At 71.3% G+C, this 15,500-nt stretch carries 12 protein-coding genes and 1 pseudogene; 8 read left to right on the top strand and 5 right to left on the bottom strand.

The window, feature by feature from the left end:
- The 4 genes and pseudogenes from B7767_RS10540 to aroQ form a co-directional block, all read left to right on the top strand.
- Positions 1-1,272 (top strand): annotated as a pseudogene (locus tag B7767_RS10540) (export associated protein); the annotation flags it as partial.
- Positions 1,273-1,558: 286 nt separating this feature from the next.
- The gene (locus B7767_RS10535) at positions 1,559-2,560 is read left to right on the top strand and encodes a TerC/Alx family metal homeostasis membrane protein (protein ID WP_085571967.1); all 1,002 of its coding nucleotides are present in this window, start codon (positions 1,559-1,561) and stop codon (positions 2,558-2,560) included.
- Between the two features lie 285 nt (positions 2,561-2,845).
- The gene (locus B7767_RS10530) at positions 2,846-3,949 is read left to right on the top strand and encodes a calcium:proton antiporter (RefSeq protein ID WP_085571966.1); all 1,104 of its coding nucleotides are present in this window, start codon (positions 2,846-2,848) and stop codon (positions 3,947-3,949) included.
- 240 nt (positions 3,950-4,189) lie between these two features.
- The gene (gene aroQ, locus B7767_RS10525; protein WP_085571965.1) at positions 4,190-4,663 is read left to right on the top strand and encodes a type II 3-dehydroquinate dehydratase; all 474 of its coding nucleotides are present in this window, start codon (positions 4,190-4,192) and stop codon (positions 4,661-4,663) included.
- Between the two features lie 8 nt (positions 4,664-4,671).
- Here aroQ and B7767_RS10520 read toward each other — a convergent pair whose 3' ends face one another.
- Both B7767_RS10520 and B7767_RS10515 read right to left on the bottom strand, forming a co-directional pair.
- On the bottom strand, positions 4,672-5,328 hold the full coding sequence (locus tag B7767_RS10520; protein ID WP_085571964.1) for an MBL fold metallo-hydrolase: 657 nt from the start codon (positions 5,326-5,328) through the stop codon (positions 4,672-4,674).
- A gap of 39 nt (positions 5,329-5,367) precedes the next feature.
- Positions 5,368-6,057 carry a maleylpyruvate isomerase family mycothiol-dependent enzyme gene (locus B7767_RS10515; RefSeq protein ID WP_085571963.1) on the bottom strand — a complete coding sequence of 230 codons (690 nt, stop codon included), beginning with the start codon at positions 6,055-6,057 and terminating at the stop codon, positions 5,368-5,370.
- 223 nt (positions 6,058-6,280) lie between these two features.
- Between B7767_RS10515 and uvrA the strand changes: the two genes are divergently transcribed.
- Positions 6,281-9,310 carry an excinuclease ABC subunit UvrA gene (gene uvrA, locus B7767_RS10510; protein ID WP_085571962.1) on the top strand — a complete coding sequence of 1,010 codons (3,030 nt, stop codon included), beginning with the start codon at positions 6,281-6,283 and terminating at the stop codon, positions 9,308-9,310.
- Positions 9,311-9,373: 63 nt separating this feature from the next.
- On the opposite strand, the gene B7767_RS10505 is transcribed toward uvrA, so the two are convergent.
- The gene (locus B7767_RS10505; protein ID WP_085571961.1) at positions 9,374-10,291 is read right to left on the bottom strand and encodes a carbohydrate kinase; all 918 of its coding nucleotides are present in this window, start codon (positions 10,289-10,291) and stop codon (positions 9,374-9,376) included.
- A gap of 243 nt (positions 10,292-10,534) precedes the next feature.
- Between B7767_RS10505 and B7767_RS10500 the strand changes: the two genes are divergently transcribed.
- On the top strand, positions 10,535-10,957 hold the full coding sequence (locus tag B7767_RS10500; RefSeq protein WP_085571960.1) for a Rieske (2Fe-2S) protein: 423 nt from the start codon (positions 10,535-10,537) through the stop codon (positions 10,955-10,957).
- A gap of 6 nt (positions 10,958-10,963) precedes the next feature.
- On the opposite strand, the gene B7767_RS10495 is transcribed toward B7767_RS10500, so the two are convergent.
- Positions 10,964-11,911: a hypothetical protein gene (locus B7767_RS10495; protein ID WP_085571959.1), complete on the bottom strand. Its 948-nt coding sequence runs from the start codon at positions 11,909-11,911 to the stop codon at positions 10,964-10,966.
- A 204-nt stretch (positions 11,912-12,115) separates the two neighbouring features.
- The gene (locus tag B7767_RS46295) at positions 12,116-12,283 is read right to left on the bottom strand and encodes a hypothetical protein (protein ID WP_179167095.1); all 168 of its coding nucleotides are present in this window, start codon (positions 12,281-12,283) and stop codon (positions 12,116-12,118) included.
- A 169-nt stretch (positions 12,284-12,452) separates the two neighbouring features.
- Between B7767_RS46295 and uvrC the strand changes: the two genes are divergently transcribed.
- Together uvrC and rapZ are read left to right on the top strand one after the other, a co-directional pair.
- Positions 12,453-14,540, top strand: a complete 2,088-nt coding sequence (gene uvrC, locus B7767_RS10490) for an excinuclease ABC subunit UvrC (protein WP_085571958.1) — start codon at positions 12,453-12,455, stop codon at positions 14,538-14,540.
- On the top strand, positions 14,537-15,500 hold a 964-nt coding region (gene rapZ, locus B7767_RS10485; RefSeq protein WP_085571957.1), incomplete at its 3' end, for an RNase adapter RapZ. The genes uvrC and rapZ, both read left to right, overlap by 4 nt.

The following is a 15,500-nucleotide window of genomic DNA, read 5'->3' as shown; positions in this document are numbered from 1 at the left end:
CCGGCGTACGGCGGAGCCGGTGCCACGGACCCGTCCGCCACCACCGGCGGCCCGATCGACTACAGCCACCCCGGCCGGCGGAACTCCGCCCCGCCGCCGCCCCCGCCCACCGCGCCGCCGGCACAGCCCGGACAGCCCGCGCAGCCCGTCGCGGGGGACGCGACCGGCTGGTCCATGGAGGAGCGGCTCTACAACCAGGTCTGGGGCATGTTCGAGGACCTGGCCCGCACCACCGCCGCCTACCGCAGCGCCGTCGACTTCGCCGAGTCCCGCATGGACAAGGAGCTGGAGCAGACCCTGTCCGACCCGCGCAGCCGGATCGGCGGTCAGGGCGACGCCGCGCGCGAGGCCGCCCGGGCCCGGTACACCCACCTCGTCGACCAGGCGCGAGAGGTCCTCGACCGGGACCTCGTCCAGCTCGTCGCCGAGGCCGACGTCGTCGAACCCGCGCTGCCCCCCGCCTTCGCCCGCTGGGACAACCCCGCCTGGCACGCCTACCGGGTGCCGATGGAGATACCCATGGCACTGCGCCTGGGCGACCTGCGGCTGCCCGAGGCCGACCGGATCCGCATCCCGATGCTGCTCCGGCTGCCGCTGGAGCGCGGTCTGTGGATCGACAGCGGACGGGCCGACTCGGTCGACGGGTCGTTCACCGACTCCCACGACATGCGGCGCCTCGCCATGGAGACGGCGGTGGCGCACGCGGCCCGGCTGCTCGCCGTCTACCCGGCGGGCGAGTTCACCGTGCACGTCATCGACCCGGCCGGATCCGGGGCGCAGCCGCTGGCACCGCTGACGCAGACCGGTGTGCTGGCGGCCCCGCCCGCCCAGGGCGCCGCGGGCGTGACGGACGTGCTGGGCCGGCTCACGCAGCGGGTCGACCTGGTGCAGATGGCGCTGCGCGGGGGTGCCCCGGACGCGCTGCCGCCCGGCTTCGACACCTCCCAGCAGCTACTGATCGTCAACGACTTCCCGCACGGTTTCGACGACCGGGCCGTGAACCAGTTGCGCTACCTCGCCGACGAGGGCCCGGCCGTCGGGGTCCATCTGATGATGGTCGCCGACCGTGAGGAGTCCGCGGGCTACGGCCCGCTCCTCGACCCGCTGTGGCGTTCGCTGTTGCGACTGACCCCCGTGCCCGATGACCATCTGGCCGACCCGTGGGTCGGACACGCCTGGACGTACGAGCCGCCGCTCGTGCCGCCGGGCAGCCAGGTCCTCCAGCAGGTGCTCACCCAGGTCGCGGCGGCCCGCCGCTCATGGGACAGGTGAGTCCCCACACCTTTGACCAAGCTCGCGTAAAGCCCCGCCACCTGGGACTTTGCCTCTTTCTTTACCTATCCCTTTACCAATCCTTGGTGGTTGGGTACTCTTGACCGCACGGAGGGGAGTACTCCCTGTCTGTGCGGCGACCCCGTCAATACGGATCAGGCCAGATCCCGGGGCGTCGGCCCGAAGGACCGTCCGGACGCAGCCAAGCGCCGGAGGCCCGGGTGGAAGAGACCTCCGGCAGCGACGACGCTGACATTTGCCGTGTGACGTATCTGCCGGAGGCGCAGTGGATGTTTCCCTGACCCTGTGGGTCCTGACGATCGTGGGCCTGTGTGCCCTCATCGCGGTCGACTTCTTCATCGGCCGCAAACCGCATGACGTATCCATCAAGGAAGCCGGAATCTGGACCGTCGTCTGGATCATCCTGGCCGCGCTCTTCGGACTCGGCCTGCTGATCTGGGGCGGAGGCCAGGCCGGAGGCGAGTTCTTCGCCGGCTACATCACCGAGAAGTCGCTGAGCGTCGACAACCTCTTCGTCTTCGTCCTGATCATGGCGAAGTTCGCGGTCCCGACGCAGTACCAGCAGCGGGTGCTCCTCGTCGGCGTCCTCATAGCCCTGGTGCTGCGTGCGATCTTCATCGCCGCCGGCGCCGCGATCCTCGCCAGCTTCTCGTGGGTGTTCTACATCTTCGGCGCCTTCCTGATCTGGACCGCCTGGAAGCTCATCCAGGAGGCCCGGGCCGACGAGGAGGACGAGGAGTACGAGGAGAACAAGCTCCTCAAGGCCGCCGAGCGCCGCTTCGGCGTGGCCGACCGGTACCACGGCACCAAGCTGTGGATCGAGCAGAACGGCAAGCGGGTCATGACCCCGATGCTCGTCGTCATGCTCGCCATCGGCACCACGGACATCCTGTTCGCGCTCGACTCCATCCCCGCGATCTTCGGCCTGACCCAGGACCCGTACATCGTGTTCACGGCGAACGCGTTCGCGCTGATGGGCCTGAGGCAGCTGTACTTCCTCATCGGCGGCCTGCTGAAGAAGCTGGTCCACCTCTCCTACGGCCTGTCGATCATCCTCGGCTTCATCGGCGTGAAGCTGGTGCTGCACGCACTGCACGAGTCCGGGGTACACGTCCCCGAGATCAGCATCCCGGTCTCACTCGGCGTCATCTGCGCGGTCCTGGTCGTCACCACGATCACCAGCCTGCGGGCCTCCCGCAAGCAGGCGGAGGCCGAGGCGGCGGCAGGCCGGGGCGAGGACCCCGTGAAGAACGACATCGACGTCTGACCCTGTCGGACACCGGAACGCCGGTACCGGGAGCGGAGGCCGGCACATCGCCGACCACCGCTCCCGGTCCTGTCTGCTCCCACCCCGCGCCGCCCGCCGGCGCCGACCGAACACGACTCGTACGAGGAGGCCATGCGTGACCATGATGACCCCGAGGCGATCAGGAACACGGAGCGGAGGGGTGCGCTGCGCGGCGGTGACACCCCCCGCGCCCCCCACGGTCGGCCGGTGGTCGGAGGGCTGCGGTGAGGTGCGCCGCCCGTTCACGTCTGCGACGATCGCCCCATGACCGCTCGGTTCAGGTCACTCGCGGCACAGTGGACGACCCTGGTGCCGGTGCTCGCCGTAGTTCTGCTGGTCCTGACCTGGGGACGCGAACTGCCCGGCTGGATCGTCGTCCTGGTGACCGCGGTTCTCGCGGGATCCGTGCTGGCGGCCGTGCACCACGCCGAGGTGGTCGCACACCGGGTCGGTGAGCCCTTCGGCTCCCTGGTCCTCGCGGTCGCCGTCACCGTCATCGAGGTGGCGCTGATCGTCACACTGATGCTCGACGGCGGGGACAAGAGCGCGACGCTCGCCAGGGACACCGTGTTCGCGGCCGTGATGATCACCGTCAACGGCATTCTCGGACTGAGTCTCCTGGTGGGCTCACTGCGCCACGGCACGGCGGTGTTCAATTCGGAAGGCACCGGCGCGGCCCTCGCCACGGTCGCGACGCTGGCGACCCTCAGCCTCGTGCTGCCGACGTTCACCACGAGCAAGCCGGGCCCGGAGTTCTCCACCGTGCAGCTCACGTTCGCGGCGGTCTCCTCACTGATCCTCTACGCCCTGTTCGTGGCGACCCAGACCGTCAGACACCGCGACTACTTCCTGCCGATCGTCAAGCAGAGCGAGGCGGTCTCCTCCGAGCAGGAGCACGCCGAGGCGCCCTCCACGCGCACCGCCCTGATCAGTCTCGGGCTGCTCGGCCTGGCCCTGGTCGGAGTGGTCGGGCTGGCCAAAGGCGTCTCGCCCACGATCGAGTCCGGAGTGGAGGCCGCCGGGCTGCCCCACTCCGTCGTCGGTGTGATCATCGCCCTGCTGGTCCTCCTCCCGGAGACCATCGCCGCGGTGCGCGCCTCACGCCGCAACCAGGTGCAGACCAGCATGAACCTCGCGCTCGGCTCGGCGATGGCCAGCATCGGCCTGACCATCCCCGCCGTCGCGCTGGCCTCCCTCTGGCTCCCCGGCCCGCTCGTCCTCGGCCTCGGCAACACCCATATGGTGCTGCTCGCCCTGACCATGGTGGTGGGCGCGCTGACCGTGGTCCCCGGGCGGGCCACACCGCTCCAGGGCGGCGTGCACCTGGTGCTGCTCGCGGCCTATCTGGAACTGGCGCTCAACCCCTGACGGGGAGCACGTCGCCCGGCGGCGTGGGCCGTGGCCGTGCTCCCCGGGGCCCGTGGGCCGCCCGGAGACCCGGTTCTCCGGGCGGCCCACGAGCAGTGCCGGGGAGCGCCCGGAGCACGGCCACGCGGTCGCCCGGTGCGGGCCGGGGCAGGGCTCAACGGCCGTGCGGCGCAGCGTGATAGACCGGTCCGAGCAGCGGTTCCGGCGAGGACCGCCCCACCCCGACGGACCGGAGGAACCGTGCCCCGCAATCTGGCCAACGCCCCCATCATGATCCTCAACGGCCCCAACCTGAACCTGCTGGGACAGCGCCAGCCGGAGATCTACGGCTCGGACACGCTGGCCGACGTGGAGACGATGTGCGCCAAGGCGGCGGCGGCGCGGGGCGGCACGGTGGATCTGCGCCAGTCCAACCACGAGGGCCAGTTGGTGGACTGGATCCACGAGGCACGGTCGAACCACTGCGGGATCGTCATCAACCCCGGTGCCTACTCCCACACCTCCGTCGCCATCCTGGACGCCCTCAACGCCTGTGACGGCCTGCCCGTGATGGAGGTCCACATCTCCAACATCCACCGGCGCGAGTCCTTCCGGCACCACTCCTACGTCTCCCTGCGCGCCGACGGGGTCATCGCGGGATGCGGGGTGCAGGGATACGTGTTCGCGGTGGAGCGGATCGCCGCGCTGGCCGGTCCCGGAGCGGCCGAGGCGTGAGCCTCGTCTCACCAGCCTCGCGCGCGCCACTCCGGCAGGTGCGGGCGTTCCGCGCCCAGGGTGGTGTCGTCGCCGTGTCCGGGATAGACCCAGGTCTCGTCCGGCAGAACCTCGAAGATCTTGGTCTCGACGTCATGGATCAGACTGGCGAACGCCTTCGGGTCCTTGTGGGTGTTGCCCACACCGCCCGGGAACAGGCAGTCCCCGGTGAACACATGCGGATGCCCGTGGGGATCGTCGTAGACCAGGGCGATCGAGCCGGGCGTGTGACCGACCAGATGGCGGGCGGTGAGTTCCACCCGGCCCACGCGGATGGTGTCGCCGTCGTCGACCGGCACGTCGGTCGGCACGGGGATGCCCTCGGCGTCCTCCCGGCCCGCGTGGGTGCGGGCGCCGGTGGCGGCGACGACCTCGGCGAGCGCCTGCCAGTGGTCGCCGTGCCGGTGGGTGGTGACGACGGACGCGATGCCGTCGTCACCGATCGTCCCCAGCAGGGCCCCCGCGTCGTTGGCCGCGTCGATCAGCAACTGCTCGTCGGTGGCCCGGCAACGCAGCAGATAGGCGTTGTTCTCCATGGGGCCGACCGCGATCTTGGTGATCATCAGGTCCTTGAGTTCGTGCACGTCGGCTGGGCCGCCGACCGTCACCCGACCGCTGTACGTCATGACCGCCAGCCTATAGCGGGAACCCGCGCGGGACAGGTGCTACAGCGGGGGAAGCGCCGGGAGGTCGCCGCCCTTGACCGTCAGGGCGGCGCCGTCCCGGCGGCCGGCCAGCCAGCCCAGCAGGTCGGCGGCCGTCCCCTCGACCGCGACCGGGCCGCCGTCCGCTCCGCCGCCGGTCGTCCAGGTCCCGCCGTCCACGGTGGCCAGGGTGGTCGGCGGCACGTCCCGGTGACCGGCGAACCGTGCCGCGAGGAAGTCGATCTCCCGCTCCGTGAAGTCCGCCGGCAGGTTCTCCAGCTCGTAGCCGATCCCGAGGTCCACGTGGTGCAGCTCCACCTCGATCCACCGGCGGAACGGCACTCGTTCCGCCCGGTCCGTGACCCCGTTGCGGAGTTCCACCGTGCGCGACGGGTCCGCCGGGGCCGCGCCCGCCGCGCGGAAGCGCTCCCCGCTCTCCCGCAGGTCGGCGAGGTGCGCGTCGAGGGGGCGCGGGGCGTCCCGCTCGATGTCGGCGTCCCGGGCCTCGCCGGAGACGTACATGGGGCGGCCCTCGAGAACGTTCACCAGGGCGTCCGCGTTGCGGGCCAGGTGGGCCAGCACATGACCGCGGGTCCAGCCGGGCAGCCGTGACGACTGGGTCACAGCCGCGTTGTCCAGTGCGGCGACCGCGGTGAGCAGCCGCTCGGTCGCTGCTTGTACAGACGCCAGGTCATCAGCGTGATCAATCATGGTGCTGACCCTAGCCCCGTCACACCATCGGGTGAAGGTGGCGAAGCCGCGCCCTAAATCGAATGCACGTGCTATAAGGTCGTGTTCGGCGTCGGGCATGCTGGAGAGCCGGGGTTTGTTGACAACCCGTGAATCCGAACCGGCGTTGTCAGTGGCTCCCCCTAGTCTGGGAAAGACGGGGGCCCCGCCCCTGTCACTTCTCTCAAGAAAGGTGCGGACCGGCGTGGCCGACCGTCTCATCGTCCGTGGAGCGCGCGAGCACAACCTCAAGAACGTCTCGCTCGATCTCCCGCGCGACTCGCTCATCGTCTTCACGGGCCTGTCGGGGTCGGGCAAGTCCTCGCTGGCCTTCGACACGATCTTCGCCGAGGGACAGCGGCGCTACGTGGAGTCCCTCTCCTCGTACGCCCGGCAGTTCCTCGGCCAGATGGACAAGCCGGACGTCGACTTCATCGAGGGCCTGTCCCCGGCGGTCTCCATCGACCAGAAGTCGACCTCCCGCAACCCGCGCTCCACGGTCGGCACCATCACCGAGGTCTACGACTACCTGCGCCTGCTCTTCGCGCGCATCGGCAAGCCGCACTGCCCCGAGTGCGGCCGCCCGATCGCGCGCCAGTCGCCGCAGGCCATCGTCGACAAGGTCCTGGAACTGCCCGAGGGCAGCCGCTTCCAGGTGCTCTCCCCGCTGGTGCGCGAGCGCAAGGGCGAGTTCGTCGACCTGTTCGCCGACCTCCAGACCAAGGGCTACTCCCGCGCGCGGGTGGACGGCGAGACCGTCCAGCTCTCCAACCCGCCCACGCTGAAGAAGCAGGAGAAGCACACCATCGAGGTGGTCGTCGACCGCCTCACCGTCAAGGACAGCGCCAAGCGCCGCCTCACCGACTCCGTCGAGACCGCCCTCGGCCTGTCCGGCGGCATGGTCGTGCTCGACTTCGTCGACCTCCCCGAGGACGACCCCGAGCGCGAGCGCATGTACTCCGAGCACCTGTACTGCGCGTACGACGACCTGTCCTTCGAGGAGCTGGAGCCCCGCTCCTTCTCCTTCAACTCGCCCTTCGGCGCCTGCCCCGAGTGCACCGGCATCGGCACGCGCATGGAGGTCGACCCCGAGCTGATCGTCCCCGACCCGGACAAGAGCCTCGACGAGGGCGCCATCCACCCGTGGTCGCACGGCCACACCAAGGACTACTTCGGCCGCCTGATCGGGGCCCTCGCGGACGCGCTGGGCTTCCGCACCGACATCCCCTTCGCCGGCCTGCCGCAGCGCGCCAGGAAGGCCCTGCTGCACGGCCACAAGACCCAGGTCGAGGTCCGCTACCGCAACCGCTACGGCCGTGAGCGCCGGTACACCACGGCCTTCGAGGGCGCCGTCCCCTTCGTCAAGCGCCGGCACAGCGAGGCCGAGAGCGACGCCAGCCGCGAGCGCTTCGAGGGCTACATGCGCGAGGTGCCCTGCCCGGCCTGCGAGGGCACCCGGCTCAAGCCGGTCGTCCTCGCCGTCACGGTCATGGGCAAGTCCATCGCCGAGGTCTCCGGGATGTCCATCAGCGACTGCGCGGACTTCCTGGGCGAGCTGAAGCTCACCGCCCGCGACAAGAAGATCGCCGAGCGCGTGCTCAAGGAGGTCAACGAGCGGCTGCGGTTCCTGGTCGACGTCGGCCTGGACTACCTCTCGCTCAACCGCGCGGCGGGCACCCTCTCCGGCGGCGAGGCCCAGCGCATCCGCCTGGCCACCCAGATCGGCTCCGGACTCGTCGGTGTGCTCTACGTCCTCGACGAGCCCTCCATCGGCCTGCACCAGCGGGACAACCACCGGCTGATCGAGACCCTGGTCCGGCTGCGCGACATGGGCAACACGCTCATCGTCGTGGAGCACGACGAGGACACCATCAAGGTCGCCGACTGGATCGTCGACATCGGCCCCGGCGCCGGCGAGCACGGCGGCAAGGTCGTGCACAGCGGCTCCCTCAAGGAGCTGCTCGCCAACGCCGAGTCGCAGACCGGCCAGTACCTGTCCGGCAAGAAGGCCATCCCGCTGCCCGACATCCGCCGCCCGCACGACCCGTCGCGCCGGCTCACGGTGCACGGTGCCCGCGAGAACAACCTGCGGGACATCGACGTGTCCTTCCCGCTGGGCGTCTTCACCGCGGTCACCGGTGTGTCCGGCTCCGGCAAGTCCACACTGGTCAACGACATCCTGTACACCCACCTCGCCCGCGAGCTGAACGGCGCGCGCAGCGTCCCCGGCCGGCACACGCGGGTGGAGGGCGACGACCTCGTCGACAAGGTCGTCCACGTCGACCAGTCGCCCATCGGCCGCACCCCGCGCTCCAACCCGGCGACGTACACGGGTGTCTTCGACCACGTCCGCAAGCTGTTCGCCGAGACCACCGAGGCGAAGGTCCGCGGCTACATGCCGGGCCGCTTCTCCTTCAACGTCAAGGGCGGCCGCTGCGAGAACTGCGCGGGTGACGGCACGATCAAGATCGAGATGAACTTCCTCCCGGACGTGTACGTCCCGTGCGAGGTCTGCCACGGCGCCCGCTACAACCGGGAGACCCTGGAGGTCCACTACAAGGGCAAGTCCATCGCCGACGTCCTGAACATGCCGATCGAAGAGGCCATGAACTTCTTCGAGGCCGTCCCGGCCATCGCCCGCCACCTGCGGACGCTCAACGACGTCGGTCTCGGCTACGTCCGGCTCGGCCAGTCCGCGACCACCCTGTCCGGTGGCGAGGCACAGCGTGTGAAGCTCGCCAGCGAGCTGCAGAAGCGCTCCACCGGCCGCACGGTCTACGTCCTGGACGAGCCGACCACCGGTCTGCACTTCGAGGACATCAGCAAGCTGCTGAAGGTCCTGTCCGGACTGGTCGAGAAGGGCAACACGGTCATCGTCATCGAGCACAACCTCGACGTGATCAAGACCGCCGACTGGGTCGTCGACATGGGCCCCGAGGGCGGTTCCGGCGGCGGCCTGGTCGTCGCGGAGGGCACCCCGGAGCAGGTCGCCGGCGTCCCGGCCAGCCACACCGGCAAGTTCCTGCGCGACATCCTCGGGGCGGAGCGGATCAGCGATGCCGCGCAGGCGCCGGCCCCGCGCAAGACGGCGGCGAAGAAGACGGTCGCGGCCAAGGCCGGCACCAGGAGGACGGCCACCAGGACGATCGACGGTACGGCCGCCGAGAAGACGCCCGCCAGGAAGACGGCCACCAAGGCCGCCGCGAAGAAGACGACGCGGGCGACCAAGGACTGACCGGCCCGCACCCGCACGCGCCGTGCCGCACGCAAACCCCGTGCGGCACGGCGCGTACGTGCGTCAGACGGCCTCCGGCCCCAGTTCATGGGCGTACGGCGGTTCCGCGCCCGCGCGTGAGCAGGTGACCGCCGCCGCACGCGCCGCGAAGCCGAGCAGACCCGCCCAGCCCTCGCCGCCCAGCGCGGCCACCCCCGCGTCACTGAGCGCGTCCCGCACCGCGAGGCCGTGCAGCAGCGCCGCGTTCACCGTGTCACCGGCGCCGATCGTGTCCACCACCTCGACCCGCTGACCCGGCACGGAGTACTCGGAGCCGTCGCGGGTGAACACGGTCAGCCCGTCCCCGCCCCGGGTGACCACGACCGCCGCCGGACCGGCCGCCAGCCACTCCTTCGGGGACCCGCCGAGCCACTCGGCGTCCTCCGCGGACAGCTTCAGCAGCGACACCGACGGCAGCCAGCTCTTGAACCGGGCCCGGTAGGCGTCGGCGTCGGGGATGAGACCCGACCGGACGTTGGGGTCCAACGCCGTGAAGACGCCCTGCGCGCAGGCGGTGCGCATCAGCTCCTCGTACGCGCTCGCGCCCGGTTCCAGCACGAGGGAGCAGGTCCCGAAGGACACCGCGCGGGTACCGGCCGGCAAGGCGCCGGGGGCCGTGAACAGGCGGTCCGCGGTCCCCTCCACGTAGAAGGAGTACGCCGCCGAGCCGTCCGTGCCGACCGTGGCGACGGCCAGCGTCGTCGGCTCGTCGCCGCGCTGTACCGACGACACGTCCACACCGGTCTCCCGCAGCCGGTCCAGCAGCGCCGTACCGAAGGCGTCGTACGACACCCGGGAGCAGAACGCGGTGGGGGAGCCGAGTCGGCCCAGCGCCACCGCCGTGTTGAACGGGCCGCCGCCGAGCGCCGGCGTCAGCGGCGCGAGCGCGCCCGCGCCGCGCGGTACCAGGTCGATCAGTGCCTCACCGGCCACGACGATCACGAGGGGTTCCCTTCTCCGAAGGTCTCGGAAGGACCGGGCTTCACGGCCCGCCGATTCCGCACATCCGTGCACCGCGCGCCGCCTCTCGGGTGGGGACCGTATCCCATCCGCCGGACGTGCGTAAACGCCTGTGGACGCCTGCCCGGCCACCCCGCGACAGCCCCCGCCCACAGCCGGAACGATCACTCCCGGTATCGTCCCCGATGTCCACCCGCGCACCGTCGTCCCACCCGTGGAGCCCTCATGCCCGCCCGCCGCCCCGCCGCGACCCGCCGCACCGTCCTGCGGGGCGCGGCCCTGACCCCCGTGGCCGGACTGGGCCTCACCGCGTGCGGAAGCACCGAGGAGGGCGCCGCCCCGCTGACCGGCCCCGTCGAGCTGGGCCCCGAGAGCGAGGTCGCCGAGGACGGCGCGAAGCTGTACCGGGACCACAACGTCGTGGTCAGCCGGAGCGGGGACGGCACCCTCAAGGCGTACGACACCGTCTGCACCCACGCGGGGTGCCCCGTCAACAAGCTCGAGGGCACGAAGCTGATCTGCCCCTGCCACGGCAGCGAGTTCGACGCCACCACCGGCAAGGTGCTGCGCGAGCCGGCCGTGGCCCCCCTGAAGACGCTGGCCGTCGAGGTGAAGAACGGCACGCTGGTCGTCAGGCCGCAGAGCTGACCGGGGTCACTCCCAGTCCCAGGCGATCCCCACGTAACCCGACCGCACGCGCGGTTCGACCAGGTGCACCGAGCGGTGCAGCCCGCTGAGCACCAGTTCCCGGTGGCCGCCGCGCGGTGCCGCCGCCGAGTGCTGGGTGAACCGGTGGCAGCGCACGGGGAGCGCCCCGGAGCCGAAGCACACCTGGAGCGCGTACTGGCCGCCGGGGGACTCCGTCCCGCGCACGTACTCGCGCGAGACGCCCGCCGTGCCGTCCTCGACGGAGTAGCGGAAGAGGAAGGTGTCACCGGCCCGCAGCCGGGTGTCGAAGAGCAGCTCGACCGCGAGCACCCCGGTGTCGTGATGCCGGAGCACGCGTCCGGTACGGCAGTTCTCCAGTGCCCGCACGGTCATCCGCTCCGGTACGGCGCCGGGGTCGCCGTGGTGGACGGCCACATAGCGGTCGACGCCGTCCCGGTGGGCGCGCACGATGTGGTGCGACTCGCGCTCCGCCAGTTCGCGGCGCGCTCCGATCCGTATCCGCTCGTGGTGCCCCAGGGTGTGCAGCCCGCCGTCGCGCGGGGCACCGAACTCGGCCAGCAGCCGTTCCCGTACGCCCGAGGCCTCGACCAGGGAGCGGTAGGACCGCCGGGGGGAGCGGTGGCCCGCCGTGTGCTCGTCCGGCTCGGCGAGCAGCCGGATCAGCGACTCCTCCGGCAGTTGCAGGATCTCCTCCAGCGCCCGTACGGCGCGCAGCGACTCCGGGCGCTGCGGGCGGCGGGCGCCCTGCTGCCAGTAGCTCAGACTGGTGACGCCGACCTTCACGCCGTGGCGCGACAGATGGTGCTGCACCCGCTGCAACGGCAGTCCCCGCGCGGCGATCGCCGCGCGCAGGGCGACGTGGAAGGGGCCGCCTCGCAGGGCCGAGTCCAGTTCCGCGGTGACGGGGTCCGCGTGCGGTGTGGCGTGCGGCATGCAGGGGCCTTTCTGTGAAGTCCGCGACGGCTGGTCGGGCCGTCGCGCGGGCACCCCGGAGCCGCCCCCCGCCGGCGCGGCGGAGTCTTCACATCCGTACGCCGCCGTTCAGGGCCCGGAGTTCCCCCGCATTGAAGCGTGTTGACCAAGTCCCGACAACACCTGACGCCCAACAGCGGCCCACGGCGGCGGCACGCGCCCTTCCTACGACGCGCCGGTCCCGTCCCCGCCCGCCGACCGCGCCCGCAGGCGCTTCGCGCGCACGATGTCGGGATCGCGTGGGTCGAGGGAGTCGACGAGGCCGGACGCCTCGTCCGCGTACCGGCGGGTCCGGGCCGGTCGTCGTGGTTTCTCGATCCGCGTCCGTCGCATGTGACCAGCCCTCCGACTCGTGACCGCCCTCGTGGCCGTCCGCCGATCATCCGAGGGACGGAACCCCCACCTTCCCGCTTCCCGTACGCCGTAACCCATCCGGACCCGGCCGGGCCCCGCCGTCCACGGGCCCGCCGCGGTGTCGGTCCCCGCCAGTAGGGTGTGAGACATGGCCGACCCCTCCAGCTACCGCCCCAAACCGGGTGAGATCCCCGACTCGCCGGGGGTCTACCGGTTCCGCGACGAGCACCGCCGGGTGATCTACGTCGGAAAGGCGAAGAGCCTGCGCCAGCGCCTGGCGAACTACTTCCAGGACCTGGCCGGGCTGCACCCGCGCACCCGCTCCATGGTCACCACGGCCGCGTCCGTGGAGTGGACGGTGGTGTCCACGGAGGTCGAGGCGCTCCAGCTGGAGTACTCCTGGATCAAGGAGTACGACCCCCGGTTCAACGTCAAGTACCGCGACGACAAGAGCTACCCGTACCTCGCGGTGACGATGAACGAGGAGTTCCCGCGCGTCCAGGTGATGCGCGGTCACAAGAAGAAGGGCGTCCGGTACTTCGGTCCGTACACGCACGCGTGGGCGATCCGCGACACCGTGGACCTGCTGCTGCGCGTCTTCCCGGTACGCACCTGCTCGGCCGGGGTCTTCAAGAACGCCGCCCGCACCGGCCGCCCCTGTCTGCTCGGCTACATCGACAAGTGCTCGGCGCCGTGCGTGGACCGCATCTCCGCCGAGGACCACCGCGCGCTGGCCGAGGAGTTCTCCGACTTCATGGCCGGCCGCACGGGCGCCTACCTGCGCCGCCTGGAGCGGCGGATGGCCGAGGCGGCCGAGGAGATGGAGTACGAGCGGGCCGCGCGCCTGCGCGACGACATCGGGGCGCTGAAGAAGGCCATGGAGAAGAGCGCGGTCGTGCTCGCCGACGCGACCGACGCCGACCTGATCGCGGTCGCCGAGGACGAACTGGAGGCGGCCGTCCAGATCTTCCACGTACGCGGCGGACGCGTGCGAGGCCAGCGCGGCTGGGTCACCGACAAGGTCGAGGAGATCACCACCGGCGCCCTCGTCGAGCACGCGCTGCAGCAGCTCTACGGCGAGGAGACCGGCGACGCGGTCCCCCGGGAGGTCCTGGTCCCCGCCCTGCCGGACCCGGTGGAGCCGGTCCAGCAGTGGCTGACGGAGCGGCGCGGCTCCGGCGTGTCCCTGCGCATCCCGCAGCGCGGCGACAAGAGGGCCCTGATGGAGACCGTGGAGCGCAACGCCCAGCAGGCGCTCGTGCTGCACAAGACCAAGCGCGCCTCCGACCTGACCACGCGCTCGCGCGCGCTGGAGGAGATCACCGACGCCCTGGAGCTGGACAGCGCCCCGCTCAGGATCGAGTGCTACGACATCTCGCACCTCCAGGGCGACGACGTGGTGGCCTCCATGGTCGTCTTCGAGGACGGGCTGGCCCGCAAGAGCGAGTACCGCCGCTTCCAGATCAAGGGCTTCGCCGGGCAGGACGACGTCCGTTCCATGCACGAGGTGATCACCCGCCGCTTCCGGCGCTACCTCGCGGAGAAGGAACGCACGGGGGAGTGGGCCGACGGCGAGGAGCCCGGTGCGGAGGACTCCTCCGCGGGCCTCGCCGAGCCGCCCGGGAACACCCTCACGGAGGACGACGGCCGCCCCAGACGCTTCGCCTACCCGCCGCAGCTCGTCGTCGTCGACGGCGGCGCGCCGCAGGTCGCGGCGGCCCAGCGGGCGCTGGACGAGCTGGGCATCGACGACATCGCCGTGTGCGGCCTCGCCAAGCGGCTGGAGGAGGTCTGGCTGCCGGGCGAGACCGACCCGGTGGTGCTGCCGCGCACCAGCGAGGGCCTCTACCTGCTCCAGCGGGTCCGCGACGAGGCCCACCGGTTCGCGATCACCTACCAGCGTGCCAAGCGGGCCAAGCGCTTCCGCTCCGGCCCGCTGGACGACGTGCCCGGCCTCGGCGAGACCCGCAAGCAGGCGCTGATCAAGCACTTCGGTTCGGTGAAGAGGCTGCGATCGGCGACAATCGACCAGATCTGCGAGGTTCCGGGCATAGGCCGCAAGACGGCCGAGACGATCGTCGCGGCCCTCGACCGGGCGGCGCCCGCCGCACCCGCCGTGAACACGGCGACGGGCGAGATCATGGATGACACGGAAGAACCCGGGCAGGCGACGGGTTCTCCAGGGGAGCCCGTCGCCACGGGCGCCCCGGACGAACGACGGGGGCAGGAGCGATGACCGAGCACGAGACGGGACCCGCGCGGGACCGGACACCGCAGGAGGCGGGCGGGGACGGCACCGACCGGACCGCCCGCCAGGACGACGGAGCACAGGTGAGTACGGGCAAGGAAAAGGCCGGGGTGCCCGAGGCGGCCATCCCCGAGCTGGTGATCATCTCCGGCATGTCCGGGGCCGGCCGTTCGACGGCCGCGAAGTGTCTGGAGGACCTCGGCTGGTTCGTCGTGGACAACCTGCCGCCCGCGCTGATCCCCACCATGGTGGAGCTCGGCGCGCGCTCCCAGGGCAACGTGGCACGGATCGCGGTCGTCGTCGACGTCCGCGGCCGGCGCTTCTTCGACAACCTCCGCGAGTCCCTCGCCGACCTCGACGGGCGGGGCGTCACCCGGCGGACCGTCTTCCTGGAGTCCTCCGACGACGCCCTGGTGCGCCGCTTCGAGTCGGTGCGCCGCCCGCACCCCCTGCAGGGCGACGGCCGCATCGTCGACGGCATCGACGCCGAGCGGGAGCTGCTGCGCGAGCTGCGCGGCGACGCCGACCTGGTGATCGACACCTCCAGCCTCAACGTGCACGAGCTGCGCGCCAAGATGGACGCCCAGTTCGCCGGCGAGGAGGAACCCGAACTGCGGGCCACCGTCATGTCCTTCGGCTTCAAGTACGGCCTCCCGGTCGACGCCGACCTGGTCGTGGACATGCGGTTCCTGCCCAACCCGCACTGGGTCCCCGAGCTGCGCCCGTACACCGGACTCAACGAGGAGGTGGCGTCGTACGTCTTCAACCAGCCCGGCGCCAAGGAGTTCCTCGACCGGTACGCGGAGATGCTGCGGCTGGTCGCCGCGGGCTACCGCCGTGAGGGCAAGCGCTACGTGACCATCGCGGTCGGCTGCACCGGCGGCAAGCACCGGTCGGTCGCCATGTCGGAGAAGCTCGCCGCCCGGCTCGTCGCCGAGGGCGTGGAGA

This window comes from Streptomyces sp. 13-12-16 (genome assembly GCF_002114215.1).
Classification (GTDB): Bacteria; Actinomycetota; Actinomycetes; order Streptomycetales; family Streptomycetaceae; genus Streptomyces.
Note: the sequence above shows the minus strand (reverse complement) of the source record. Positions and strands in the feature narration are given on the sequence as shown.

Coding starts and splice junctions, on each gene's coding strand:
- B7767_RS10530 (WP_085571966.1), top strand. CDS start 2,846: ATGACCGCTCGGTTCAGGTCACTCGCGGCACAGTGGACGACCCTGGTG.
- B7767_RS10500 (WP_085571960.1), top strand. CDS start 10,535: ATGCCCGCCCGCCGCCCCGCCGCGACCCGCCGCACCGTCCTGCGGGGC.
- B7767_RS10495 (WP_085571959.1), bottom strand. CDS start 11,911: ATGCCGCACGCCACACCGCACGCGGACCCCGTCACCGCGGAACTGGAC.
- B7767_RS10520 (WP_085571964.1), bottom strand. CDS start 5,328: ATGACGTACAGCGGTCGGGTGACGGTCGGCGGCCCAGCCGACGTGCAC.
- B7767_RS10515 (WP_085571963.1), bottom strand. CDS start 6,057: ATGATTGATCACGCTGATGACCTGGCGTCTGTACAAGCAGCGACCGAG.
- B7767_RS46295 (WP_179167095.1), bottom strand. CDS start 12,283: ATGCGACGGACGCGGATCGAGAAACCACGACGACCGGCCCGGACCCGC.
- uvrC (WP_085571958.1), top strand. CDS start 12,453: ATGGCCGACCCCTCCAGCTACCGCCCCAAACCGGGTGAGATCCCCGAC.